Annotated in this window: 26 protein-coding genes and 1 tRNA gene; 10 read left to right on the plus strand and 17 right to left on the minus strand. The window is 64.1% G+C overall.

Annotated features, from left to right (window positions below):
* Positions 1-32 precede the first annotated feature (32 nt).
* The 3 genes from FJ986_RS07820 to FJ986_RS07830 all read right to left on the minus strand — a co-directional run bounded on the left by FJ986_RS07820 (position 33) and on the right by FJ986_RS07830 (position 3,415).
* On the minus strand, positions 33-857 hold the full coding sequence (locus FJ986_RS07820; RefSeq protein WP_140673894.1) for a carbohydrate ABC transporter permease: 825 nt from the start codon (positions 855-857) through the stop codon (positions 33-35).
* Positions 854-1,723 carry a sugar ABC transporter permease gene (locus FJ986_RS07825; protein WP_140673896.1) on the minus strand — a complete coding sequence of 290 codons (870 nt, stop codon included), beginning with the start codon at positions 1,721-1,723 and terminating at the stop codon, positions 854-856. The genes FJ986_RS07820 and FJ986_RS07825 overlap by 4 nt, the downstream gene beginning before the upstream one ends.
* Before the next feature lie 459 nt (positions 1,724-2,182).
* A complete protein-coding gene (locus FJ986_RS07830; protein WP_140492503.1) occupies positions 2,183-3,415 on the minus strand; it encodes a sugar ABC transporter substrate-binding protein in 1,233 nt (410 codons plus the stop codon).
* Between the two features lie 280 nt (positions 3,416-3,695).
* Between FJ986_RS07830 and FJ986_RS07835 the strand changes: the two genes are divergently transcribed.
* The 3 genes from FJ986_RS07835 to FJ986_RS07845 are packed head-to-tail and all read left to right on the plus strand — an operon-like array spanning position 3,696 to position 6,442.
* On the plus strand, positions 3,696-4,466 hold the full coding sequence (locus FJ986_RS07835; protein ID WP_140492506.1) for an SDR family oxidoreductase: 771 nt from the start codon (positions 3,696-3,698) through the stop codon (positions 4,464-4,466).
* 2 nt (positions 4,467-4,468) lie between these two features.
* Complete coding sequence (gene ugpC / locus FJ986_RS07840; protein ID WP_140524624.1) at positions 4,469-5,536, plus strand: sn-glycerol-3-phosphate ABC transporter ATP-binding protein UgpC; 1,068 nt, start codon at positions 4,469-4,471, stop codon at positions 5,534-5,536.
* A gap of 24 nt (positions 5,537-5,560) precedes the next feature.
* A complete protein-coding gene (locus FJ986_RS07845; protein ID WP_140492512.1) occupies positions 5,561-6,442 on the plus strand; it encodes a MurR/RpiR family transcriptional regulator in 882 nt (293 codons plus the stop codon).
* A gap of 3 nt (positions 6,443-6,445) precedes the next feature.
* Here the strand turns inward: FJ986_RS07845 and FJ986_RS07850 are convergent, their stop codons facing one another.
* Together FJ986_RS07850 and FJ986_RS07855 are read right to left on the minus strand one after the other, a co-directional pair.
* Positions 6,446-6,763, minus strand: a complete 318-nt coding sequence (locus tag FJ986_RS07850; RefSeq protein ID WP_140492515.1) for a DUF167 family protein — start codon at positions 6,761-6,763, stop codon at positions 6,446-6,448.
* Positions 6,764-6,776: 13 nt separating this feature from the next.
* Positions 6,777-7,067: a YggT family protein gene (locus FJ986_RS07855; protein WP_140492518.1), complete on the minus strand. Its 291-nt coding sequence runs from the start codon at positions 7,065-7,067 to the stop codon at positions 6,777-6,779.
* Between the two features lie 136 nt (positions 7,068-7,203).
* On the opposite strand from FJ986_RS07855, the gene FJ986_RS07860 reads away from it, so the two are divergent.
* The 5 genes from FJ986_RS07860 to FJ986_RS07885 all read left to right on the plus strand — a co-directional run bounded on the left by FJ986_RS07860 (position 7,204) and on the right by FJ986_RS07885 (position 10,730).
* A tRNA-Ala gene (locus FJ986_RS07860) sits at positions 7,204-7,279 on the plus strand.
* 325 nt (positions 7,280-7,604) lie between these two features.
* Entirely contained in the window at positions 7,605-8,351 is a 747-nt protein-coding gene (locus FJ986_RS07865) for a helix-turn-helix transcriptional regulator (RefSeq protein ID WP_140524635.1), read from the plus strand.
* Between the two features lie 399 nt (positions 8,352-8,750).
* A complete protein-coding gene (locus tag FJ986_RS07875) occupies positions 8,751-9,845 on the plus strand; it encodes a SagB/ThcOx family dehydrogenase (RefSeq protein ID WP_246674902.1) in 1,095 nt (364 codons plus the stop codon).
* A gap of 68 nt (positions 9,846-9,913) precedes the next feature.
* Positions 9,914-10,165 carry a hypothetical protein gene (locus FJ986_RS07880; protein WP_140492525.1) on the plus strand — a complete coding sequence of 84 codons (252 nt, stop codon included), beginning with the start codon at positions 9,914-9,916 and terminating at the stop codon, positions 10,163-10,165.
* A gap of 241 nt (positions 10,166-10,406) precedes the next feature.
* Positions 10,407-10,730: a hypothetical protein gene (locus FJ986_RS07885; protein WP_140625390.1), complete on the plus strand. Its 324-nt coding sequence runs from the start codon at positions 10,407-10,409 to the stop codon at positions 10,728-10,730.
* Positions 10,731-10,804: 74 nt separating this feature from the next.
* Here FJ986_RS07885 and FJ986_RS07890 read toward each other — a convergent pair whose 3' ends face one another.
* Genes FJ986_RS07890 through FJ986_RS07905 form a run of 4 tightly spaced genes read right to left on the minus strand, consistent with a single transcriptional unit; the run spans position 10,805 to position 13,984 of the window.
* Positions 10,805-11,740 (minus strand): energy transducer TonB, encoded by a 936-nt coding sequence (locus FJ986_RS07890; protein ID WP_140673898.1) that lies wholly within the window; start codon positions 11,738-11,740, stop codon positions 10,805-10,807.
* The gene (gene exbD, locus FJ986_RS07895) at positions 11,737-12,204 is read right to left on the minus strand and encodes a TonB system transport protein ExbD (protein WP_140673900.1); all 468 of its coding nucleotides are present in this window, start codon (positions 12,202-12,204) and stop codon (positions 11,737-11,739) included. The genes FJ986_RS07890 and exbD overlap by 4 nt, the downstream gene beginning before the upstream one ends.
* Before the next feature lie 12 nt (positions 12,205-12,216).
* On the minus strand, positions 12,217-13,137 hold the full coding sequence (gene exbB, locus FJ986_RS07900) for a tonB-system energizer ExbB (protein WP_140580192.1): 921 nt from the start codon (positions 13,135-13,137) through the stop codon (positions 12,217-12,219).
* Between the two features lie 55 nt (positions 13,138-13,192).
* The gene (locus FJ986_RS07905; protein WP_181167272.1) at positions 13,193-13,984 is read right to left on the minus strand and encodes an ATP-binding cassette domain-containing protein; all 792 of its coding nucleotides are present in this window, start codon (positions 13,982-13,984) and stop codon (positions 13,193-13,195) included.
* 219 nt (positions 13,985-14,203) lie between these two features.
* Here FJ986_RS07905 and FJ986_RS07910 point away from each other — a divergent pair, with 219 nt between their 5' ends.
* The gene (locus tag FJ986_RS07910) at positions 14,204-14,878 is read left to right on the plus strand and encodes an isochorismatase family cysteine hydrolase (RefSeq protein ID WP_140654975.1); all 675 of its coding nucleotides are present in this window, start codon (positions 14,204-14,206) and stop codon (positions 14,876-14,878) included.
* A 98-nt stretch (positions 14,879-14,976) separates the two neighbouring features.
* On the opposite strand, the gene FJ986_RS07915 is transcribed toward FJ986_RS07910, so the two are convergent.
* Both FJ986_RS07915 and FJ986_RS07920 read right to left on the minus strand, forming a co-directional pair.
* On the minus strand, positions 14,977-15,924 hold the full coding sequence (locus tag FJ986_RS07915; protein ID WP_140554811.1) for an LLM class flavin-dependent oxidoreductase: 948 nt from the start codon (positions 15,922-15,924) through the stop codon (positions 14,977-14,979).
* A 137-nt stretch (positions 15,925-16,061) separates the two neighbouring features.
* A complete protein-coding gene (locus FJ986_RS07920; protein WP_140492547.1) occupies positions 16,062-16,217 on the minus strand; it encodes a hypothetical protein in 156 nt (51 codons plus the stop codon).
* A 292-nt stretch (positions 16,218-16,509) separates the two neighbouring features.
* Here FJ986_RS07920 and FJ986_RS07925 point away from each other — a divergent pair, with 292 nt between their 5' ends.
* Entirely contained in the window at positions 16,510-17,277 is a 768-nt protein-coding gene (locus FJ986_RS07925) for an SDR family oxidoreductase (protein WP_140492551.1), read from the plus strand.
* Between the two features lie 76 nt (positions 17,278-17,353).
* Here FJ986_RS07925 and FJ986_RS07930 read toward each other — a convergent pair whose 3' ends face one another.
* The 6 genes from FJ986_RS07930 to FJ986_RS07955 all read right to left on the minus strand — a co-directional run bounded on the left by FJ986_RS07930 (position 17,354) and on the right by FJ986_RS07955 (position 24,911).
* Positions 17,354-18,298: an ABC transporter permease gene (locus tag FJ986_RS07930; protein ID WP_140492554.1), complete on the minus strand. Its 945-nt coding sequence runs from the start codon at positions 18,296-18,298 to the stop codon at positions 17,354-17,356.
* On the minus strand, positions 18,295-19,350 hold the full coding sequence (locus FJ986_RS07935) for an ABC transporter permease (protein ID WP_140492557.1): 1,056 nt from the start codon (positions 19,348-19,350) through the stop codon (positions 18,295-18,297). Before FJ986_RS07935 ends, FJ986_RS07930 begins: the two co-directional genes overlap by 4 nt.
* The gene (locus tag FJ986_RS07940) at positions 19,350-20,861 is read right to left on the minus strand and encodes an ABC transporter ATP-binding protein (RefSeq protein ID WP_140673902.1); all 1,512 of its coding nucleotides are present in this window, start codon (positions 20,859-20,861) and stop codon (positions 19,350-19,352) included. The genes FJ986_RS07935 and FJ986_RS07940 overlap by 1 nt, the downstream gene beginning before the upstream one ends.
* Positions 20,862-21,026: 165 nt before the next feature.
* Positions 21,027-22,058, minus strand: coding sequence for a BMP family protein (locus FJ986_RS07945; RefSeq protein ID WP_140670642.1), 1,032 nt, complete (start codon positions 22,056-22,058; stop codon positions 21,027-21,029).
* 150 nt (positions 22,059-22,208) lie between these two features.
* On the minus strand, positions 22,209-23,414 hold the full coding sequence (pcaF, locus tag FJ986_RS07950) for a 3-oxoadipyl-CoA thiolase (RefSeq protein ID WP_140673904.1): 1,206 nt from the start codon (positions 23,412-23,414) through the stop codon (positions 22,209-22,211).
* Between the two features lie 198 nt (positions 23,415-23,612).
* Positions 23,613-24,911, minus strand: a complete 1,299-nt coding sequence (locus FJ986_RS07955) for an FAD-binding oxidoreductase (protein ID WP_181181861.1) — start codon at positions 24,909-24,911, stop codon at positions 23,613-23,615.
* Positions 24,912-24,913 lie beyond the last annotated feature (2 nt).

A 24,913-nucleotide genomic window follows, 5' to 3' on the forward strand; every position in this document is an offset into this window, starting at 1 on the left:
AAAAACCGCCACACACTTTTTCAATGGAATTGCTATTTGACGGCCCCGAGCGCCAGCCCCCGCACGAGGTAGCGCTGCAGCCAGATGAACAGGATCGCCACCGGCAGCGTCGCCAGCAGCGTGGCGGCCATGACGTGGTGCCATTCGATGGTGTAGCGCCCGGCGACCAGCGAGAACACCTGGATCGGCAGCGTGTAGCTCTCCTGGCTGCGCAGCATGGTGAGCGCCACGACGAATTCGTTCCAGGCGTTGATGAAGGTGAAGATGGCGGTGACGGCAATGGCCGGCAGGCAGAGCGGCAGGAACACTTTGCGCAGCGTCAGCCAGCGGCCGGCGCCTTCCATCCAGGCCGCCTCCTCGAGATCGCGCGGGATGGTGTCGAAATAACTCTGCAGCATCCACACGGTGAAGGCGACGTTGAAGGCCATGTAGATGAAGCCGAGCGCGGTCGTCGATTCGACCAGCCCCCAGGCGGCCATCAACCGGAACAGGCCCAGCACCAGCACGATCGGCGAGATCATCTGCGAGATCAGCAGGAACTGGCGGAAGGCGCCATAGCCGGCAAAACGAAAGCGCGACATGGCATAGGCCGCCGGCACGGAGATCAGGATGGCGCCGACGGTGGCGATCACCGAGACATAGAGCGAATTGGCGAGCGCCCGGCCGAAGCCGGTCGCCACCCACATGTCGGCAAAATTCGACCAGCGGAATTCGCTCGGCCACCATGTCGGCGACAGCACCTCCTGCCGCGGCTTGACCGCGGTCAGGAACATCACCGCGAAGGGAAAGATCGTCACCACGATCAAAGGCGCCAGCAGCAGCCAGGCGATGACGGTACGTTTCAGCTTGCTCCTCATACGCGCTGCTCCCGCATGGCGAGGCGCACATAGATCATGGTGAAGACCAGCAATATGGCGAACATCACCAGCGACACGGCGGAAGCCTCCCCCAGTTTGCCGATGCGGAAGGCAAGCTTGTAGAGGTGAGTGACCAGGATGTCGGTCGAGTTGGCCGGCCCGCCCTGCGTCATTACCCAGATGATCGGGAAGGAATTGAAGACGTAGATGGTGTTGAGCACGATGGCGATGTTGATGAACGGTTTCAGGAGCGGAAAGGTGATTTCGCGGAACTGCTGTGCCGGCGTCGCTCCTTCGAGCGCGGCGGCCTCGTAGAGATCGTCCGGAATCGAAGACAGGCCGCCAAGGAAGATCGTCGTGGTGAACGGCACCGTCACCAATGTGCCGATCAGCACCTGCATCGGGAACGCCGTCTCGGCGCTGGCCAGCCATTGGACATTGTGATCGATCAGGCCGAGGCCGAGCAGCGCCGAATTCAGCATGCCGCTTTCGCCGCTCAGCGCCCAGCGCCAGACCACCGCCGTCATGGTCAGCGACACCGCCCAGGGCAGCATGATGATGACGCGGGCAAGGCCGCGGCCGTAAAAATCGGTGTTGAGGATGATGGCGACCGGGATCGACAGAAGCAGCGCGCCGCCAACCACCAGCACGGTCCATATCCCCGTGCGCCACAGTGCGGCGACGAAATCGGGATCGGCGGTGAGGGCGGCGAAATTGGCAAGACCGCTGAATTCGCGCAGCTGGCCGAAACGGTTGACGTCATGCGTGGCGATCTGGATCAGGTCCCAGACCGGCCAGAAGATCACGATTGCCGCCAGGAACAGGCTGGGCAAGGTCAGCAGATAAGGCAGGAAACGATTTTGCATCGGCTGGTTTGTACCGTGTTGCGGGTGGAGATTGGATTGCGCTGGCCTAACAGATTGACTTAATCCCGCCTCGTTCTTCTCAGGGGCACGGCTTCAGGACTCCTTGCAAGCGTCGCTGCGCCCCCTGCCTGCCCGTCCTCCGCAGCAGTTGCGGAAGGGGGCCTTTCCTCTCCCCCGTCGACCGGGGGAGAGGCGTCGAGCGAAGCTCGACGGAGTGGGGGTCGACTCTTGGGCGCAAGGCGAGGCGATGCTTGCGCTTCCTATGTCCGTCGCGGCTTTGCCAGGTGGTTCCCCCACTCCGTCTCGGCTTCGCCGAGCCACCTCTCCCCCTCCGGAGGGAGAGGAAAGGAGCCTGGCTGGGGCGGCGCTGATATCGATGAACTATCTTTCTGCTCGAGTCTGCAAGATGTGGCGCGCCCCGCCTGAGTGGGACGCGCCACGGGCGCAGGGAGATACGCCCTATTTCTTCAGCACGGCGTTGGCCTTCGCCGCCGCATCCTTCAAACCCGCCTCCGGGTCGCCGCCGAGGTATATCTTCTGGATCGCGTCCGACGTGATCTGGGCGATCTCCTCCCAGCCGGGGATGACCGGCGCGAAGCGGGCGTCGGGCAACAGCGCGGTGAAGGCGGCGAGGTCGGCATTGTTGACGTAATAGTCCATCTTGGCCTCTTCCTTGTTCACCGGCAGGAAGCCTTCGCCTTGCGTGAACTTGGCGCGCTGTTCCGTGGTGAACAGGAAGTCGAGCAGTTTCCAGGCCTCGTCCTTGTTCTTGGAGTTCTTGAACATGATGATGGAATCGGTGACGCCATAGGTGCCGCGCGCGCCCGTCGGGCCGGCGGGTATAGCCGCCACGCCGTATTTCAGGCTCGGCGCCTCTTCCTTGATCTGGTTGGACAGGAAGGGTGCGGTGATCATCATGCCGACCTTGCCCTGCTTGAACAGGTTCTGGACGTCCTCACGGTTGTTGGAGGTGACGCCAGGCTCCGTCAGGCCCTCGTCGATCATTGACTTGTAGAGCTTGGCGGCTTCGAGCGCGCCAGGCGTGCTCAAGCCCGATGTGCCGTCCTTGTTGAGGATCTCGGTGCCGTATGACCACATCGCATAATAATAATAAACGTCGGTCTCGATCTCCTTGCCCTGCAGGCCGAAGCCGAATGTGCCGGACCCCAGCGCCTTGATCTTGCGGGCGTCCTCCTGCAGCTCGGTCCAATTGGCCGGCGGCTTGGCGATGCCTGCCTTCTCGAACAGCTCCTTGTTGTAATACATGGCGCGCGCCGAAGCTGCGATCGGCAGGCCGTAGGTCTTGCCGTCCATGATCGAAGGCGACAGGAACGTGTCGATGAAACGGCCCTTGAAGTCTGGCGTGATGTAGCTGTCGAGCGGCTCGGCGACGTCCTGCTGCACGAAGTCGATCAGCCAGCGCGTGCCGATGATCGAGAGATCCGCATTGGTGCCGGCGGTGATGTCGGTGGTCAGCTTCTGCAAGAGCACATCCCACGGCACCACTTCGAACTTGACCGTGATGCCGGGGTTCTTTGCCTCGAACTCCTTCTTGACCTCCTCGAAGTAAGGGCCGGTCTTGGCGCTGTATTCGGCGACCGTGACGCGCACCTCGCCGGCTTGCGCCTGTGCCGCGAAGGCCAGCATGCTCATTCCGGCCATCAAGCCGACAGTCCATTTCGCAATGCTCATCCGATCTCTCCCATTTTGTTCCGCGCTTTTGCGCTCCTCACGCCGATGTTGGCGCAGGATTATGTGACTTTCCTACATTATCGAGGATCTGGCCGCACGCAAGCAGATTATCGTGTTGCTTAATTACATTCCATTCACTAGCCTGCCGACATCTGCCTAGAGCAGTTCACCGTTTCACGGAAACGGAAAACCATTCTAACTCTTTGTTTTGACGCAATTCCGGACGGAAAACCATATACACTTTCCTGGAATTGCTCGAACTGCCGGAGGAGCAAGCGCCGTGGTTTCGAAAGCCGAGTTCGAAGGCCGCACTGTCGTTGTCACGGGCGCCGGCGGTGGCCTCGGCTCGGCGATCGTCGCGCTGCTGGCCGGAAGAGGCGCGCGGGTGATCGGCTGCGATCAATCGGAGGAGGCGCTGGCAAGCCCGCACCTCGCCTCGCGTCATGTCTTCAACCTTCTCGACCGGGTTTCAGTCGAGGCAGCCATCGCGGCCGTGCTCGACAAGGACGGCGTGCCTGACATCCTGATCAACAATGCCGGCTGGACGCGCGCGGAGACGCTCGGCGCATTGACGACCGACAGGATAGGGCAGGAAGTCGACCTCAACCTGACCGGCGTGATGACTTTTGCCGACCCGCTGGTCAAGGCGATGGCGGCGCGCGGGTCGGGCAGCGTCGTCTTCATTTCTTCCGTCAACGCCATCGCCCATTTCGGCAACCCCGCCTATGCCGCCGCCAAAGCCGGTATCAACGCCTATGCCAAGGCGATCGCCGTCGAGCTCGGCCGCAGCGGCGTTCGCGCCAATGTCGTCTGTCCGGGATCGATCCGTACCGCCGCCTGGGACCATCGCCTGGCCAAGAACCCGGATATTCTCGGCAAGCTCCAGCGGCTCTATCCGCTCGGCCGCATCGTCAATGCCTCGGAGGTGGCGGAAGCCGTGGCGTTTCTTGCCTCCGACCGGGCGTCCGGCGTAACGGGCGTGGTGATGCCGGTGGATGCCGGCCTGACCGCCGGCTGCCTGCCGTTCATCGACGACATATTGGGAGCGTGACCATGACCGACGTCCAGTTCCGCGACCTTTCGAAATCCTTCGGCCAGCACAGCATCCTCGAGAACATCGACCTCGACATCGAGAGCGGCGAATTCGTCGTGCTGGTCGGCCCGTCCGGGTGCGGCAAGTCGACCTTGCTGCGCATGCTGGCTGGACTGGAAACGATAAGCTCGGGCGATCTCGTCATTGGCGGCGTGCGCGCCAACGACCTGCCGCCGCAGCAGCGCAACATCGCCATGGTCTTCCAGTCGTATGCGCTGTTTCCGCATCTCAAGGCCTCCGACAATATCGGCTTCGGACCGAAAATCCGCGGCGAGAGCCGCGCCGCGGTCGAGGACAAGGTCAAGAAGGCATCCGGCGTCCTCAACCTGTTCTCCTATCTCGACCGTTACCCCCGGCAATTGTCGGGCGGTCAGCGCCAGCGCGTCGCCATGGGCCGCGCCATCGTGCGCGAACCCTCGGTCTTCCTGTTCGACGAACCGCTATCCAACCTCGACGCGCAATTGCGGGTGCAGATGCGCACCGAGATCAAGGCGCTGCACCAGAGACTGAGATCGACGGTCGTCTATGTCACCCACGATCAGATCGAGGCCATGACCATGGCCGACCGCATCGTGGTGATGGATCGCGGCCGGATCCAGCAGGTCGGACCGCCACTGGAGCTCTATGACCGGCCGGCCAACAAGTTCGTCGCCGGCTTTCTCGGCTCGCCGTCGATGAGTTTCGTTTCCGGGTCCCTCAAGACGACGGCCACGAACAGCTGGTTCGAATCGACCGGCGGCGGAAGGCTTGCGCTTGGCGGCAAAGAGGTGCCGACAGGCGGTGCGGTGGAGGCCGGCATCCGGCCCGAACATTTTGTCATCGGCGAAGCTGCCGACGCGATGACCATCAAGGTGGACGTCGTCGAGCCGACGGGCTCCGAAACCCATGTCTACGGCGCCATCGGCAGCGATACGGTGCGCGTCGTCTTCCGCGACCGGATGCAGGTGAAGCCGGGCGACCGCCTGCCGGTCTCGGTCGAGCCGCGCAACATCCATCTTTTCGAGAAGGCGACGGGCCTGCCTCTATGAAAGCACAAGCGTGAAGACAACGGCATGAAGACACCGGCCGACATCATCACCCGGTTGCAACTGATGTCGCAGGACGGCACCAAGTCGGATCGTCGGCTGGCGGGCCTGGTCCTGTCCGATCTCGATTTCGCCTCCAAGGCGGCGATCTCGGAGATCGCCGCGCGCGTCGGCGTCAGCGAGCCGACGGTGACCCGCTTCTGCCGCAATCTCGGCTGCGAAGGCCTGCGCGACTTCAAGTTCTACCTGGCGCAGGCGATCGCCATTGGCGGACAGTATCTGTCGCCTGAGCCGCTGAGCCGCGACGCCCGTGAGCAGCGCATCGCATCGGCCATCACCGAGGCGGCGATATCGGCCATCCAGCGCGCCAGCGAAAACCTCGACATGACGACGCTGGTCGATGTCGCCGCGCGCATTGCCACGTCAGGCAACGTGCTGTGTGTCGGCTCCGGCGGCATTTCCTCGATGATGGCGACCGAGATGCAGAACCGGCTGTTCAGGCTGGGCCTGCCGGTGCTGGCGCAGATCGACGGGCAATTGCAGCGCATGTACGCCGCCGTGGCCACGCCCGACACCACGCTGGTCGCCTTCTCGGTTTCCGGCTATGCACGGTCGGTCATCGAGGCGGTGCAGGTCGCGCAGCAATATGGCGCCACAACGGTCGCCGTCACCGCGCCGGACTCGGCATTGGCCAGGGCCGCCGACACCGTCATCCATTTGCAGCCGCTCGAGGACGGCAACATCTACAAGCCGACATCGTCGCGCTATGCGCTGCTGGCGATCGTCGACATGATCGTCACGTCGGTGGCCGAGACGCGCGGCCCGAAGGTGCTGGAGAATTTGCGCCGCATCAAGCAGAGCGTGAACACGCTGAAGGTCGACGATCCGCGTTTGCCGCTGGGCGATTGAACTTCAGGCCGAAGCACTGAGCGCCTCGATGCGCTGCATCAGCACCTGGGGTTCACCCGTCACGCGCAGCGTCTTGAGCCGTGCCGTGCCGCCGACGACAACCGAAACGGCCGAGGCCGGCACTCCAAGCGTCTTGGCGGCCAGCTTCTCCAGCGCTCGATTGGCGGCGCCGTTTTCGGGCACGGCGCGGACCCGTGCCTTCAAATGGCTTCGCCCATCAGCCGATGTCTCTATGCTTTCGAACCTGTCCATGGAAGACTTCGGTGTCAGCCGGACGAACAATTCGATGCCGTTCTCGCGGATGCGGAACGGGGCACTCATGCGAGCATCGGGTTCACAGCACCAGCGGTGCCACGGTGGTGAGCAGGAACTGCCTGAGGAAGAACAGGATCAGCAGCAGGATGATCGGCGAGATGTCGATACCGCCAAGGTCCGGCATGAAACGTCGGATCGGCCTGAGCGCCGGTTCGGTCAGCCGGTAGAGCATATTGCCGATGCTGCCGACAAACTGGTTGCGCGAGTTGACGACGTTGAAGGCATAGAGCCAGGAAAAGATCGCCGAGATGATGATGACCCACCAATAGAGGTCGAGCGCCATGACGATTGTTTGAATGAGGGCGAGCATGCCGGTCTCCAATTGTTGCCGACATGTAGCCATTGCGCGCGAAACCGGCAAGGGCAGGCTTCGGCCGCCAGGATTTCGGCAAAACGTCGCCTTGACAGAAAACTGCCGTGCCCGATAAATGCGCCATCCGCTGGACGGGGCTGTAGCTCAGCTGGGAGAGCGCGTCGTTCGCAATGACGAGGTCAGGGGTTCGATCCCCCTCAGCTCCACCAGCGGGATAGTCGTTTTCTTCTCTTCGCTGCATTGCAACAGCCGAACCCACGTCGGTGGCTACGGTGCGAAATGCCACGACACTGGCGCCCTTTTCCGTCCATCATGAAGGATTGCGAGAGCCTTCCGGGGCAAACGCCTGTCAATTGGACTTATGGCGGTGATCGCTATGGAATCGCGCTATTTTTTTTGGAATCCACCCCATTAGAGTGACATTACCAAATCAGTTTTTTCTGTGTGTTGTAGCAAGGCGTTTCGGTGGGGGCGGCTGACGGCGCTATACGGATTTGGAAGTCGATATGAAGAACCCGCCCGCGGAAGCAAAACGTGTCAATTCGCGAGTATCTCGCTGCAAATCTCAGACGGCTCTGTAAGGAGCATGCCTCGGTAAGCGCGGTATGCCGGGAACTGGGCATCAATCGCACGCAGTTCGAACGCTACCTTCAGGGACAGACTGTTCCGAACAAAGCGACAGCCAAGCTGATCTGCGACTATTTCCGCATCGACGAAGCCGAATTGTACCGGGAACCGGGCGCGCCGAAACCTGCGGTTCGCGGCCTGCCACCGATTTCCGAAAGCCTGTTCAACCAAATGATCCGGCCGCCCGCCCCGTCGATCGCGGGCGGCACCTACTTCACCTATTTTTCGATCCCGGCCCGCCCCGACCTGTTGATGCGGTCGGTGACCTTCGTGCGGCGCGACGCCGAGCTGGTGACGTTCCGAAGGGTTACCGGATGGTCGGAGCGCCGGGGAACGACATGGGCGCGGGCGCGCGGCAATCACTACGGCGTGGCGATCTCGCGCCTGAACTGGATCTACTTCAGCGGCGTCAATCGCCGCCAGACCGGTGAACCATCGCTGATCTCGGTGCAGTGGGCTCCCATCTCGGAACCGGTACTGATTGGCAAGGCCATGCTTCTGACGGAAGCCGGGCCGGCCTTCGTGTCGGTCATCATGCGGCAGGACGTATCCATCGGCCCGCGGCAGGCGATCCGCATGGCGCACGTCGTCAAGCTCGACGACCCGAGCCTCGACCAGCTCGTGGTCAGCCTCGCTCGGGAGGGGCTGGACTGATCGCGTCAGAATCTTCCCTTTTACGCTAAATAAGAATAACTCTATCCGGAAATAGCGTATGCCGGCAGTCATCTACTCCGTATGTGAGTAAAATCGATTTTTTGTACTTTACAGACAAGAAAGATAATTTAGTTTAATGCAGTTTTACTACCATTTTAACAAACCATTAACTCTTTCGATCTTACCTTCCGCCCGTGGATCCCGTTTTGGGGATCTTTTCAACAGATCCCATTTGGGGTCAGGAAGGGATGAAAATGGCGAAGAAAGTGAACACTGCTCCGAAGCTGACGATTGCCGCAGGCACCCAGACCGTCTTCTTTTCGCAGGGCATGCACTACAACAAGCGCTGAGCTGCCCGAGGCGCCGGCGACGGTTGTTCGTCGGCGCCTCGCCTTCGCAATGACATTTCTGCATTCGGCTTTCGGCATCATGAAAATGCGCTCCGCAAAAACGCTTGTCTTCTACCCCGGCGCCAACAAGGTCACGGCGTGCAATTTCCTGACCAGAAGCGTCTTCGAATGCAGTTCCGAGGTGATCGGTCTTCTCGCATCCTGGGACAAATGGGCATCCGCCGCGGAGATCGCGCGGGACCACGGATGGTCGCGATCAGAGCTGGATGCCGTCATACCCCAATTGCTCGATTTTTCCGCACTGGTGACCGCCGGGTCGCAACTGGCCGAACAGGAGAGCCAATTCTCGGGACAATGGAACTGGGGCATTCCGACCGCGCTGATGCATTTCTGCGTCCAGGACAGCGAGTTCATGACCATCGAACAGGCGGAGGCGCGGCAGATCGAACGCGCCGGTCACACCGTGCAGCCCGACCTCGTGCTCAGGAATTCCGCGGCGGCCATCCGGCTGCCGGACGCGCTGGACGACAATGAACTCCTTGCCCTGATGGCCCAGCGTCGCACGAACCGGACGGCGGCGGCGCCCACCGTCACCGCGAAACAGCTTTCCGACTGCCTGTTCGCGGGCATGGGTATCACCGGCGAGACCAGCAACTGCGTTGGCGCCCTGCCGCTGGGCATGACCCCTTCCGGCGGCGCGAGAAACCCCTACGAAGCCTATGTGGTCGCGCCGGCAGTGGAAGGGCTGGAGCCCGGCGTCTATCACTACTCGGCTGTCGGACACGATCTTGAAAGGATTTCGGCGAACCACCTGCCGAAAATCTCCGAGCTGGTCGGCGGACAGGAATGGGCGGACCCCATGCCCTGCCTGGTCCTGCTCTGCGCAAGGCTCGACCGCACCATGTGGAAGTATGAGGACGCCAACGCTTATCGTGTCGTGCTGATCGAAGCTGGCCATATCGGCCAGAACATGATGCTTGCAGCGACCAGGCACGGCCTCTCGGCCTGCCCGACCGCGGCGCTCAGCCACTCGGCGATCAAGCGCCTGCTCGGCCTCGACCGGCTCACCGACGCGCCCATCTACGCCTTGACACTGTCTATCCCGGAAACCAATCCGCGCCCGGCAGCGGGGTCGATCAATTAGCCGATTGATTATGTTCAGAGTGCCCGGTGAGGGGTCCCCTGAATTCCACCACATCACAGGAGCAGCAAGTGGCCAACCAATCCCTACGCCAGTCCGAGATCGACAGTCTCCAATATATCGCGTCGATGGCCAATGAGCTGGTGCAGATGGCCGAAGCAAGCCGTTTCCCCATGATCTCCTATCTGCTGGGCATGGCTTATGCCGAGGCCTTCGACGTCCTTCGCGGCGCCCGGCCGGCCAGGCATCCGCAGCTCAGCGGCAATTCGATGCACCCCAGGACGCAGGCGAAAGACAATCGCGTCCAGCCGAGGAGGGCATAGCCAGATGCAGCCATCATCTCTGTGGCGTGCCCCGGGGACGTGCGCGGCAAGGCCTGCTGCCGTCCTTGAGGAAGGCCGCTGTCGGCTTGACCGCATCGAGATGGCCGATTGGTTGGAGCACGCGGGCGCAGAGGCAACATCATCCAAGGCCGGCCGGCCGATGCCGCTGCGATCCCTGCAATGATCGCCCGCAGCCCGCCGAACCGGCCTTTATGCACGACGACCTGAGGGGAACCCACAAATGAACATGATCGCAGCCATCAAAAGCGCCGATGTCGGTGAAAATGTCTTCAGCCGCCTCCATGCCCTGATCGCCAGCCGGCCGGCATCGCCGGATGCGGCGCGCCTGCAAGCGCGCCAACTGGTTTCCACGGCGATAGCCGACACCTGGCACGCCGACAGTCTCTGGGGCGCGGTGGATGCCTTCCATGCCCATTTCGACTTCATGATGCAGACCATCGAGATCAACGGCACCGGCGATCCGAACCTCAGGATCCTGCGCATGAGATGCCGCTTCTACCTCGAGCAGGTCGAGGCTCTGTGTCAGTCGATGAGCTATCGGTAGGCCGACCGTTCGACCTTGCTTTGATCCGTGGACGTCGTTTCTCCCGAACCGGGTTCAGTTTTGGGCGGCATGCATCAGTTCCGAAAGCTGAATACGAATGGTGCCGTGCGGCTGACGCGCGAACCCAGCTCCGGCGGCGGTGGCGGCACGGTGGCGCCCTGCAGCACGGCGAGCGCGGCGCGGTCGAGGTCGGGATCGCCCGAGGAGCGGACGATGCGCGCCGACGTCACCCGGCCTGAGGCGTCCACCGTGAAGGTGACGTTCGCATTGCCTTGCGAGCGTCGCGATTTCGCCGCGCTCGGATAGCGCGTATGCCGCTTGATCCATGACAGCAGCCGCGATTCCCACTTGGCCGGGCTGACGCCGGCCGCCCCGGACGCCGATTTCGGCGCGGCTGTCCTGGCGGCGGGCTTTGCCTCCGCGCTCGCGGCGGCTACCGTCTTCGGCGGTACCGTCTTCTCCTTCTTCGGCTTGGGCTTCTCGACGGGCTTTTTCACCTTGGCCTGGACGGGTTTCTTTTCCCTGGGCGTCTCGACCGGCTTCGGCTGCGGCAGCGGCACCACGACGTCAGGCGCGACCGTCTCGACCATGTCAGGGACGATCTCTTCAAGCGGGGGTTGGTCGGCCGGCTCAGCCCGCGTCGTTCCAGTCGGTTCGGTCGTGTCAGGCGGCGTTGCATCCGGCTCGGCAACGGGCTCCGCTTGCTCGACCATTTTCTCGGGCTCGGCTTCGGGCGCCTTTTCGGTCTCCTCGACCGGCTCGGCCTGGTCGGGCACAGCGGCGGCCTGCTCGGGCACGGCCGGCGTCACCACCATCGGCGCCATCTCGACCGCCAGCGCCGGTGGCGGCCCGCCATCCGCCGGGTCGACCGGGCTGAAGCTCTGCACCGCATAGGCGACCGCAACATGCGCCCCAAGCACCAGCGCGGCCGCAACCGCCCACAGGCCGAGGTCGCGCCAGCCGAGGCGCGACAGCTCCACCGTTGGCGAGGCGGCCGCTTGCCCGGTCATGGACCAGCGGCTCCGCTTGGCGCCACTGCGGGAGCATCGCCGGCGTGCGCAGCCTCCAGGCCGACCAGGGCGATCTTCAGGTAGCCGGCGCCGCGCAGCAGGTTCATCGCCTCCATCAGGTCGCCATAGGCAACCGCCTTGTCGGCGCGAAGGAAGATGCGCGCCTGCTTGTCGCCTTTGGTCCTGCCGTCCAGCGTGGCGGCGAAAACCTGGCGCGGCACGGTGTCATTGCCGATCGCCAGCGAGAGATCATCCTTCAACGTCAGAAACAGCGGCGTCTCCGGCCGCGGCGCCGGCGTCGCGGTCGAGCCCGGCAGGTCGACATTGACATCCACCGTCGCCAAGGGCGCGGCGACCATGAAGATGATCAGCAGCACCAGGATGACGTCGATGAAGGGCGTGACATTGATCTCGTGGCTTTCCTCGAGATCGTCGTCCATGGCCTGACGGATGCGGCTGCCCATGGTCTTGCCCCGCTACTGCGCCGCCAGCGCCGTTGCCGGCGCCACCGTGCGGAAATCGAGGTCACGGCTGACCAGCCGCTCGACGCCAGCCGAGGCGTCGGCGAGGATCTGCCGGTAGCCGGCTATCGAGCGCGCAAAGACGTTGTAGATGACGACGGCCGGTATCGCGGCGACGAGCCCCATTGCGGTGGCGAGAAGGGCTTCGGCAATACCTGGCGCCACCACCGCCAGATTGGTGGTCTGCGCCTGCGAAATGCCGATGAAGGCGTTCATGATGCCCCATACCGTGCCGAACAGACCGACGAAAGGCGCGGTCGAGCCGATCGTCGCCAGCAGGCCGGTGCCGCGCGACATGCGTCGCGCCGCCGCCGCCTCGATGCGTGTCAGGCGCGAGGCGACCCGTTCCTTCAGCCCGTCGCCGCCGGCATGGTCGAGCGCGCCGGCCGAAAGTGCCGCTTCTTCCTCCGCCGCCCGCACCAGCAGGGCGCCGGTGCCGCCGTTGCGGTCGAGCGCGCGGCTCGCCTGCTTCAGCGTCGCGGCATTGCCGATGGCCCGCGCGGCGCGACGAGCGCCAAGCTTGCCGGCAAGCACTTCCAGCGACTTGGCCAGCCATATCGTCCAGGTGACGAGCGAGGCGAAGGCCAGCCCTATCATCACCGCCTTGACGATGATGTCGGCAGCCATGAACATGCCCCATGGCGACAAATCGTGCGGCAAGCTCAGCGCCGGCGAGGGCTCGGCCGCCGTACCGGCCCCGGCTTGCGGCTGTGCAGGCGCTAGGGCTCCCACGGGAGCGGCGGGCGCGGCCGGCGATGGTGCTGGCGCCGTAATGGTGGCGGGCGTGCCGCTTGCCGGCTGCTCCTGCGCCGGCGCGCTGGCGGCCGCCAGCATGGCGGATGCAAACAGCGCTGCGACCAAACCGGTTCTCGACATCGTCTTCTTCCTCGTTCTCACAGCCGCCAGTCTTCCCCGCCGTGGCGCTGAAGCGTCACTGGACGTAGCCGACGGGCTGGCCTGTGACGGGGTGCGCGAACACGCCCATCTCCACTCCGAAAATGCCCTTGAGCACATCGCCTTGCATGATTTCGCCGGGCGTGCCGCGCGTCAGCAGCCTGCCGTCCTTCAGGGCAATCAGCTCGTCGCAATAGCGCGCCGCCATGTTGGGATCGTGCAGCACCACGACGACGCAAAGGTCGCGCTTGCGGCTGAGGTCCCTGACCAACCCAAGCACCTCGACCTGATGGGCGATGTCGAGCGCCGAGATAGGCTCATCGAGCAGCATGACGCCGGCATTCTGCGCCACCAGCATGGCGAGCCAGGCGCGCTGGCGCTCGCCGCCCGACAGCTCGTCGACCAGCCGGTCGGCAAAGCCGGCCATGTCGGTCAGGGCCAGCGCTTCCTCGACATGCCGTCTGTCGTCCTGGCCGAAGCGGCCGAGCGCGCCATGCCAGGGATAACGTCCGAGCGCCGCCAGCTCGCGCACGGTCAAGCCGGTCGCCGCCGGCGTCGTCTGCGGCAGATAGGCAAGCGCCCGCGCCAGTTCGCGCGCACCCCACTGGGCCAAAGGCCGCCTGGCGAAGGTGATGGCGCCAGAGCTTGCCGGCTGCTGGCGCGCCAAAAGCTTGACCAGCGTCGACTTGCCGGACCCGTTGTGGCCGATCAGCCCGTAGACGCGCGCACACTGCAATTCGAGCGAAACCGGACCGAGCAGCGTCCGCTCGCCCACGGCAAAGCGCAACGCGTCGATGTGGAAAGCAGTCTGGGTGTCAATTCCGGTCAAGGTCCGTCTCCAGTACGGCTGCGGGCATGTCATCAATCCGGTTTTCGGCAGCCGTGCCCGGTTGACTATGAAACATGACTTTACTAGTCAACAATGAAGTTGAGTTTTTGCATCAACAAAACATCGTGACGCCTGATGCCGCTTCGAATTTCAGGCAAGGAAGCGTTTCCGTGAAGCGATGAACCGCTCTAAGGTCTTCGCTGAAACAGGAAACCGCGCATGATCAAGGCGACACCCTTCGATTTTCCCTATGACGGCAGGCTGGTGGCCGAGAACACCGCGCTGGTCGTGATCGACCTGCAGCAGGATTTCCTGTCGACGACGGGTTACTTCGCCAGGAAGGGATATGATCCGTCGCCGTTGAGAGCGATCCTGCTCGCGGTGAGCCGGCTAATCGCCGCTGCCCGCGAGGCGGGCGTCAGCATCGTCCATACAAGGCAGGGCTACCGGGCCGACATGGCCGACATGACGCCGTACGAGAAATGGCGCCGCAGGCGGGCCGGCCTCGACGGCACCGAGATCCTGCTTCGTTCGGGTCCGGGTTTTCAGATCGTTCCGGAGATCAACGTCGCGCCGCAGGACATCATCGTCGACAAGACCTGCAACGGCGCCTTCACCTATACGGATTTCGAGCTCGTGCTGCGCGCGCGAGGCATCACGCATCTTCTGTTTTGCGGATGCACTACGGATGTCTGCGTGCACACGACGCTGCGCGAAGCCTGCGATCGCAACTTCCAGTGCCTGACGATCTCCGACGCCTGCGCCAGCGGCGACAGACGGGCGCATGAGGCGGCCCTTCACATGGTGACGGTCGAAGACGGCGTCTTCGGCGTGCTGGCGGATTCTGGTGCAGTCATTGAAGGCCTGTCACGGCTGGGTAGCAAGGCGCGTTAAAGGATTAGGTACCGCAGAGCAGCCTCGCACGTCATAGACACGGCAGGATAGCACCCTCCGGCAGGCCAGAGCGGTTGGAAAGGAAATTTCTCCGCAGTTCAGCCCGTTGCCCGTGTTTCCAGTCCCGTGCGCTGCGCGAAAGCCCCATGCTGGAACTCGCCGCTTTCACGCCGCGCCAGCGAATTGCGCAGCAGCGCGATCGTCTCGCGGCCGACTGTCGCGATCTCGCGCGGCGTGTCGACACCGACGATCATGAATTCATCGATGCCGAGAGCCGCGTAAGCAAGCAGCGACAGGGCGGCCTGGGCCGGCGGACCGGAGACATCGACCGCCTTGTGCCCTGCCGAGGAAATTCCCCGGTGGATGCGGACCGGAAGGGCGAAGCGCAGTCTGGCGGCCCGGCCATGTTCGGCGGCGGCGCCGCGCACACGCTCCATCAACTGCCTGACATCGTCGATCGAACCGGGCGCCAGTTCGAAGACGTCGGCATGCCGGCCGGCCACTTTCAGTGCCGTGCCGGACTGCCCGCCCATGCGGATGACGAGGTCGGCACCATGAGGCCCCTTGCGCGGAACATAGCCGCCCTTGATGCTGTAGAACGCGCCTTCATGGTCGAAAGGCCGCTCGTTCGACCATAGCCGCTTCAACAGAACCAGATATTCGTCGATGCGCTGCCAGAGGACACCGTGTCCGACCGGACGCGCTTCGGCATCGTCGTCGCTTAACGGCTCGCTGATCATCCTGAGCGCCAGGCGGCCGCCGCTGCGGGCGTCGATCGAGGCAAGCTGCCGCGCCGCCACGGTCGGTTCGACCACGCCGGCCCAATGGGTGAGGACCACTTCCAGCGACGAGCTGCGGTCCAGCACCTGGGCGGCAAGATCCATATTGGTCAGCAGGCCGGCCGGATCGTCGACGACGAGGTTGCGGAAACCGCCATCCTCGATCAGCGCCAGCCTGGTCGCCGTCTCGGCAAAGTCGTAGAAAAAGGAAACTGCGCTATCGGCAGGATAGGTCTTGCCGGGCACATGCGTGAATTCGATCGGCATTGCCATCTCCTCCATCTCTGGAATCACGGATGCGGTCAGATACGAATCAATGGCGCACGCGAAAGCGCACCGGGATCCGGTTCATTCAACTCCGATTGCCTGAAGGCGGTGGGTCGTCAGCCTGGCCGGACCACGGCTCAGGGAATGAGGCCCAGAACAACAGCCCCGGTGAACACGAACGCAAGGGCAAAGACGACATAGGCGAAAGCACCGGCATAGGCCGGGCGGAAGCTCTGGGCATTGGCCAGCCTCTGGCCGCTGCTGCGGGTCTCGGTGTTCTGCATATAGGACATGTCGACCTCCGTCTCGCCGGTTAATCTATAAAAGTTGTAGACTTTGTCGATTGCTATTTTTCGGCCATGCGCAGAATTTTTTTCTAACAGCGCCGTGAGAACTGGCGCTGAGTTGCTGCAGAGCGGCATCGGCGTGATCGACGGACATGGCAGCCTCGGTTTCACTTCCGGCGCTCGACGGCACTTCACTTGCCGATCCATTCGTGCATTGGCCGCCCCGCGCGGGCAGGATAGCATCGCGGCAGAGCGACAATGCGAGATCGTCCAAAGGACATTTGGGAGGAGCAAGGAAATGGGAGCAAGACTGGCCGGCAAGGTCGCCATCGTTTCGGGCGGCGCGACGGGAATGGGCGGGGCGGCCTCGGAACTGTTCGCGGCGGAAGGCGCAAAGGTGGCGATCATCGACCGCAATGGCGAAGCGGCGGCAGCCACCGCCGCGGCGATCCGGGCGCGCGGCCAAATCGCGGAGCATTTTGTCGCCGACGTTTCCGACGAGGCGCAGGTCGAGGCGGCCGTGAAGGGCGCGGCCGAGAAGTTCGGCGCGGTTACCGTCCTGTTCAATCATGCCGGCACCATCGTGATAAAGCCGTTCCTGGAGACCAGCGTGCAGGAATGGGACTGGCTGCATGCCGTCAACGTGCGCTCGATGTTCCTGATGACCCGCGCCGTGCTGCCCGGCATGATCGCGGCCGGCGGCGGCTCGATCGTCTGCACCTCGTCGATCTCGGCGGTGGCGGCGACGCCGAACGAAGTGCTCTATGACACCACCAAGGGCGCCTGTCACATGTTCGCGCGCGCCATCGCCGTGGAATTCCGCGACCGCAACATCCGCTGCAACGCCGTCTGCCCCGGCTTCATCCGCACACCGCATGGGCTGCGCGAGGTCGCCGATCTGGGTAAGCTCGGTGTCGATGTCTCCGACGCGGCGCTGGCTGCGCAGCAAGGGCGGATCGGCGAACCGGAAGAGGTGGCAAAGGCGGCGCTGTACCTCGCCAGCGACGAATCGAGCTTCGTCAACGGGGCCCATCTGTTCGTGGATAACGGCTTCACGGCGATGTGAGACGTCCCAAGGACAGCTTGGCGCCCTTCCTCTACCCCCTCCGGGGGGAGAGGAAAAGACACCGAGCCCTACTCGTCTATCGTTCTTCCCGGCGAAACGGTTTCAGCAGCGCCGACGGCGCCACCGCATTGCGCGACATCACCGCCATGGCGACGATGGTGAAGATGAAGGGCAGCATCAGGAACGCCTCGTAGGGGATATGCCCGAGGCCGCTCGCCTGCATGCGCAACTGCAAGGCATCGACAAAGGCGAACAGCAATGCGGCCCCCGCCGAGCGCCACGGGTCCCAGCGGCCGAACACGACCAGGGCGATCGCCACCCAGCCGCGCCCGGAGACGACGCCGAAGGTGAAGGCGTTGAACTGCGCCATCGACAGGAAGGCGCCGGCCAGCCCCATCAGCGCCCCGCCGAGAATGACCGCCTGGAAGCGGGTGACAATGACGCTGACGCCGGCGGAGTCGGCGGCGCGCGGGTTTTCGCCGACCATGCGCACCGACAGCCCCCATGGCGTGCGGTAGAGCACGAAGGCGGCGATAGGGATGGCCAGGATCGCCATGTAGACCAGCGCGAACTGGTTGAACACCGCCGGCCCAAGCACGGGAATGTCGGAGAGGACCGGGATCGGCAGCGTCTGAAAACCGTTGATGCTCGGCGGCACCGATTGCTGGCCGAAGATCAGCCGGTAGAGGAAATAGGCCAGACCCGACGCAAGCAGCGTCACGCCGATGCCGCAGACATGCTGGCTTAGGCCCAGCGCCACCGTGAACAGCGCATGCAGCGCCCCCATCAGCATGCCGGTCAGCACGGCCGCCAGGACGCCCAGCCACAGGTTGCCGCTGAGGCTGGCGGCGGTGAAGCCGGCCATCGCCGACAACAGCATGATGCCTTCGATCCCGAGATTGAGCACGCCGGCGCGCTCGGAGAACATTTCGCCGAGGGTGGCGAAAGCCAAGGGCGTGGCGATGCGGATGATGGCGGCCAAGAAGCCGACCTGGAAGATCTGTTCGAACACCGCGCTCATCGGGAGGCTCCGACGCGGCGGATGCGATAGGTGGTGAACAGCAGCGCCACCAGCATGGCAAGCAGTGCCGTGCCCTGGATGACATCGCTGAGGAAGGCCGGCACGCCGGTCGCGCGCGACATCGCCTCGGCGCCGGTCATCACGGCAGCCAGGAAGATCGCCGCCGGCACCACGCCGAGCGGGTTGAGCCGCGCCAGCATTGCAACGACGATGCCGGAATAGCCGTAGCCCGGCGAGATGTCGCTCATCACCTGAAAATGCACGCCGCCGACCTCGCCGACGCCGGCGAGCCCGGCTAGCGCGCCGGAGAGCAGCGCCGTCGAGAGCAGCACCCGCTGGACATTGATGCCGCCATATCTGGCCGCTTCCGGATTCTCGCCGGTCACCCGGATCCGGAAGCCGAGCGTGGTGCGCACGATCAGGAACCATATCAGCGGTGCCGCGATAAGCGCCGCGATGACGCCGAGATGCAGCCGCGTGCCCTCGATCAGCACCGGAAAATTGGCCGAATCCTCAATCGGCGGCGAGATCGGATAGCCGCTGAAACTATCCTTCCATGGCCCTTCGATCAGCGCCATCAGCGCGTAATAGATGACCGAATTGAGCAGCAGCGAACTGACGACGTCGTCGACCTTGAATTTCACCCGCAGTGTTGCCGGCACGAGCGCGACGGCTGCACCGGCCGCAGCGCCTGCCAGAGCCATCAAAAGCATGGCGAGCGGTCCCGGCATCGGGATCGCGCCGACGAAGCAGCTCGCCACCGCGCCGGCAAGCAGTTGCCCTTCGGCGCCGATGTTCCAGAATTTGGCGCGGAAGGCGACAGCCACCGCCAGCCCGGTGAAGATCATGGGCGCGGCGCGCACCAGCGTTTCGGTGATCGCATAGCTGTCGCCGAGCGAAGCCGTGAACATAACGCCGTAGGATTCGAGCACGCCGGCGCCGGCCAGCGCGATCAGGCCGCTGCACAGCACCAGCGCGGCACCGATCGCCAGCAGCGGCAATGCGAGGTTGAACCAGGCTGGCGTCGAGCTGCGGACTTCGAGGCGGAACATCAGCTATGGCCCTCCGCCCCGGTCATCAGCAGCCCCAGCCGTGCGATCGTCGCCTCGGCGCTGGGAAGCGTGCCGGCGATGCGGCCCTCATACATCACCGCGATGCGGTCGCAGAGCACGAGCAACTCTTCCAGATCCTCGCCGATGACGATGATGCCGCAGCCCTTGGCGCGCATGTCGAGGAATTTTTCATGAATGAAGCGGGCGGCTCCGATGTCGAGGCCGCGCGTCGGCTGCGAAACGACAAGCACCTTCGGATCGAAGGCGAGCTCGCGCGCCAAAAGCGCTTTTTGCAGATTGCCGCCGGACAGCGCGCCGGCGCGCGTCATCGGCCCGGGGCATCTGATATCATAGGCCTTGATCTGCGCCTCGGCGAAGGCGCGGATCGCATCCGGCTTGAGCAGGCCCTTGCTGCTGAAAGCGGCGGTGCCGATGCGCGGCAGCACCATGGAATCGGCGAGCGGCAAATTGGTAACCAGTCCCGTCGTCATGCGGTCTTCCGGGATGCGGCCAAGGCCCAGCGCCTGCACCTCGCGCGGCGAGAAGCGAGACACTTTCTGTCCCGCAATCGTCATCAGGCCGGCATCCGGGGCTCGCACGCCGGAGATCACCTCCGCCAGTGCCCGCTGGCCATTGCCGGAGACACCGGCAATGCCGAGGATCTCGCCGGCGCGCACGGATAGCGACACATCGCGCAGCGGCGTGCCCGAATGGCTCGAGGTGGAAATACCGTCGAGAGTGAGCACCGCTGCCCCCGGCGTCGACGGCCCCTTGGCCGGCGGCACGATCTCGTGGCCGCACATCAGTCGCGCCATTTCCGCCGACGTGGTGTTGGCCGGATCGTCGACGCGGCCGGCGACGCGGCCATGCCGCAGCACCGTGCAGCGGTGGGTGAGTGCGCGCACCTCGTTGAGCTTGTGCGAGATGAAGATGATGCCCAGACCCTGCGCCGCCATCGACCGCAAGGCCGAAAACAGCCCGTCGACTTCGCTCGGCGCCAGCACCGCGGTCGGCTCGTCGAGAATCAGCAGTTTTGCGCCGCGAAACAGCGCCTTGACGATCTCGAGACGTTGCTGCTCTCCGACAGACAGCGCCGAGACCGGCAGGCTGGGATCGAGTGTCAGCCTGTGCTGGCGGCTGATTTCAACCAACCGCGCCAGTCCGCCGGCGCGGTCGATCCGCCCGGATTTGCCCGGTATGCCGATAAGCAGGTTTTCCAGCACCGTGAGCCGTGGCGCCAGGTGAAAATGCTGGTGCACCATGCCGATGCCCGCGGCCAGTGCATCGGCCGAACTGGTGATCCGCACCTTCCGGCCCTGGATGAGGATCTCGCCGGCGTCGGGCGCATAGGCGCCGAACAGCACGTTCATCAGCGTCGTCTTGCCGGCACCGTTCTCGCCCAGCAAGCCGAGGATCTCGCCGGGCGCCACGCTGAGGTCGACGGCTTCGTTCGCCTTGACGGCGCCGAAGCTCTTGGTGATGCCACGCATTTCGATGAGGGGGGCGGGCAAGGGCGCTCCTGCGGAGATGGCTCTGCTTCACCCTCCCTCTTGTGGGGAGGGTCGGCTTGCGATCGCAGCGAAGCGAAGATCGTAAGACGGGGTGGGGTGCGGCGCCGACCCCAACCCGCTCCGCTTCGCGGATCGACCCTCCCTACAAGCGGGAGGGTGAGAAACTCAATCCGAAACCGGTGTGTTCTCGTCCACGTCGACGCGGAAATTGCCTTCAAGGATTTCGGCCTTCTTCTTCTCGACCATGTCCTTGACCTCGGCCGGCAGCGTCTTGTCGAACTTATGGTAGGGCGCCAGGTGAGAACCGCCCTTGGCCATGCGCGAGAAATCGCCATAGTCCTGCGCCGTGAAGACGCCGGCCTTGACCAGTTTTATGGCTTGTTCGACGGTGGGATACATATCCCAGACCGGGCCGGTAATGACGGTGTCGGGGCCAAGGCTCGACTGGTCGGACATGTTGGAGATGGCGTAGATCTTTTTCTCCACCGCCGCTTCGATGACCCCGAAACGCTCGGCATAGATGACGTCGACGCCGGCGTCGATCTGCGCCACCGCCGCTTCCTTGGCCTTGGGCGGATCAAAGAAGGAACCGATGAAGGCGACCTTCTTCTTGATGTTCGGATTGACCTCCTTGGCGCCGGCGAAGAAGGCGTTGACCAGCCGGTTTACTTCCGGAATGCCCATCGCCGCGACGGCGCCGACCGTGCCCGACTTCGACATCTTGCCGGCGATCATGCCGGAGAGATAGGCGGGCTCGTGGATCCAATTGTCGAAGACGCCGAAATTGGGCTCCGCCGGCCCGGCGCCGGAGCCGAACAGAAAAGCAGTCTTCGGGAACTGCTTGGCGGTGCGGCGCGATTCACGCTCGGCGGCGAAGGCATCGCCCAGCACCAGTTCATAGCCGCCCTGTGCATATTCGCGCATGACGCGGCTGAAGTCGGCGGTCTGCACCTTCTCCGACCATTTATACTCGATGCCGAGTTCCTTCTCGGCCTTCTGCAAGGCGACATGGATCTGGTTGTCCCACGGCTCCTCGATGGGCGTGGCGAAGATCGCCGCTACTTTCAGCTTCTTGTCCTTGGCGAAGGCGGCGCCCGGCAGCATCGCCGCGGCCAGGCCAAGCGCGCCCAGTTCCAGCACGTTGCGTCGCGAAAGGCCTTCGCGCGTTGAATGAGATTTGTTCTTCCGGTTTTCCATTGCAGTCCCCTCTGTTCGACAGCCGTGTCGAGCCGGCCGTTCTAAAAATCAGACGAGGAACTATGGAACGGGTCCGGACTTTTGTCCACATGGTCAAATTTGGCAGATCGATCATATCCACTCTCCTGGACTAGCCGGGAGAGCGGTTGTTCAGACCCGTTCGAGCACGATGGCGATGCCTTGGCCGACGCCGATGCACATGGTCGCCAGCGCATAGCGGCCGCCGCGTTCGCGCAGCTCCAGCGCCGCCGTGCCGGAGATGCGCGCGCCCGACATGCCCAAGGGGTGGCCGAGCGCTATGGCGCCGCCATTCGGGTTGACTTGCGGCGCATCCACCGCGATGCCGAGCTGGCGCAGCACTGCGATGCCTTGCGAGGCGAAGGCTTCGTTGAGCTCGATGACATCGAACTGTTTTGGCGTCAGGCCAAGCCGTGCGCACAGTTTTTGCGTCGCCGGCGCCGGGCCGATGCCCATGATGCGCGGCGCGACGCCGACGGCGGCCCCGCCGAGGATGCGGGCGATCGGCGTCAGGCCGTATTTCCTGGCCGCCGCTTCCGAAGCGACGATCAGCGCCGCCGCCCCGTCATTGACGCCCGAGGCATTGCCGGCGGTCACCGTGCCGCCTTGCCGGAACGGCGTCGGCAGCTTGGCCAAGGCCTCTATCGTGGTGCCAGCGCGGGGGTGCTCGTCCTTCGAGACGACAACCGGATCGCCCTTGCGCTGCGGAATGGTCACCGCGGTTATTTCCTTGGCCAGCCGGCCATTGGACTGCGCGGCGACGGCCTTGTCCTGGCTGCGCACCGCGAAAGCGTCCTGGTCCGCGCGGGAAACCGAAAAATCCTCGGCGACATTTTCGCCCGTCTCCGGCATGGAATCGACGCCATACTGACTCTTCATCAGCGGGTTGACGAAGCGCCAGCCGATCGTGGTGTCGTAGATCTCGGCATTGCGTGAAAACGCCGTCTCGGCCTTGGGCATGACGAAGGGCGCCCGGCTCATCGATTCGACGCCGCCCGCGATCATCAGCTCGGCCTCGCCGGCCTTGATTGCACGGGCGGCGATGGTCAGCGCATCCATGCCCGAGCCGCACAGGCGGTTGACGGTCGAGCCGGGGATTTCCTTCGGCAGGCCGGCCAGCAGCAGCGCCATGCGCGCCACGTTGCGGTTGTCCTCGCCGGCCTGGTTGGCGCAACCGTAGACAACGTCGTCGACCGCCTGCCAGTCGACGCCGGCATTGCGCTCGATCAGTGCCTTCAGCGGAATGGCGCCGAGGTCGTCGGCGCGTACCGAGGACAGCGAGCCGCCAAAGCGGCCGATCGGCGTGCGGATATAGTCGCAGATATAGGCTTCGGCCATGTCAGTCAGCTCTCCCGTTTCCCTCATGCGCCGCCTTGGTGCGACGCGTGCAGGTCGCGCAATGTCGTAGCTCGGTTCGCTTGGCGCCGGCATTTCGTCAAGCGCCTGCGCGAACTTAACCACCCAGCCACAGCTCTCCTGCCCTGCTGGCGAATCACGCTTGGATGCAGCGCCACGATCAGCCGGTTGGCCGCGAGCTCAATGCTTCATCCGATCCCTCATCGCATACCACAGCATTCCCAGCACATAGAGCGGCCCGCGCAGCGCCGTGCCTCCGGGGAAGGGCATCGGGGTCAGCGTCGAGAACAGGTCCAGCCGCGAGGCGTCGCCGGTGATGGCTTCGGCGAGCAGCTTGCCCGACAGCGTCGACAGGATGGCGCCCTTGCCGGAATAGCCGTGCGCGTAATAGACCTCGCCATAGTGCCCGACATGCGGCAGTCGCGACGTCGTCACCGACACCAGCCCACCCCAGGCATGGTCGATCCGGCAGCCCTTGAGCTGCGGAAAGGTGCCTTCCATGTGCGGCCGCACGAAACCGGCAATATCGGCCGGCGGCGACGGCGTGTAGCGCTCGCCGCCGCCGAACAGCAGGCGACCGTCGGCCGACATGCGGTAATAGTTGACGACGAAGCGCGTGTCGGACACCGCGACATTGGCAGGAATGACGTTGCGGGAGCCCTCCAGCGGCTCGGTGGCGACGATGTAGTTGCCGACCGGCATGATGCGGCTGTTGACGCGCGGCTCCAGCCCATTGAGCAGCGCGTCGCCAGCCAGCACGACATGCTTTGCGCGCACCGATCCTTTTGACGTCGAGACCCGGATCGAAGGCTCGCGCTCAAGCCGCACGGCCACCGAATTCTCGTGGATGACGACGCCGGCCGCGCTTGCAGCGCGGGCAAGCCCGAGCGTGTAATTCAAGGGATGCATGTGGCCGCCGAGCGGCTCGTACATCGCGCCGTGATAGGGCGTGTCGACCTTGGCCCGGGCCTGCGCCGCCGACAGGATCTCGACGTCGCGGAATTTCATCACGCTCTCTAGGCATTTCGCCTCTTCCTCCAAATCCCTGAGATCGGAGCCGTTGACCGCGCCGACCAGATGGCCGGTCAGCCTGAGATCACAGTCGATCGTATGGCGCTCGATAATGTCGAGCACCAGGCTGCGCGCCTCGAAGGCGAGATCGAACAGCACCTTTGCCCGTTCAGGCCCATAAAGCTTGACCAGGCCCTTGGCGCCCTTGCGCAGGCCGGGGATCATTTGGCCGCCATTGCGGCCCGAAGCGCCCCAGCCAATCTTGCCGCCTTCCAGCAGCACCACCTTCAACCCGCGTTCGGCGGCGTGAAGAGCGGCCGACAGACCGGTGCAGCCGCCGCCGACGACCACCAGGTCGGCCTCGACATCGCCGATAAGTGCCGGATGGTCCGGCGCCGGATTGGCGGTGGCGACATAGTAGGACTTGCCGATGTCGAGACCGGAATTGAAACCCGTTGAAGATGCCATGA

Source organism: Mesorhizobium sp. B1-1-1 (genome assembly GCF_006442955.1).
GTDB lineage: Bacteria > Pseudomonadota > Alphaproteobacteria > Rhizobiales > Rhizobiaceae > Mesorhizobium.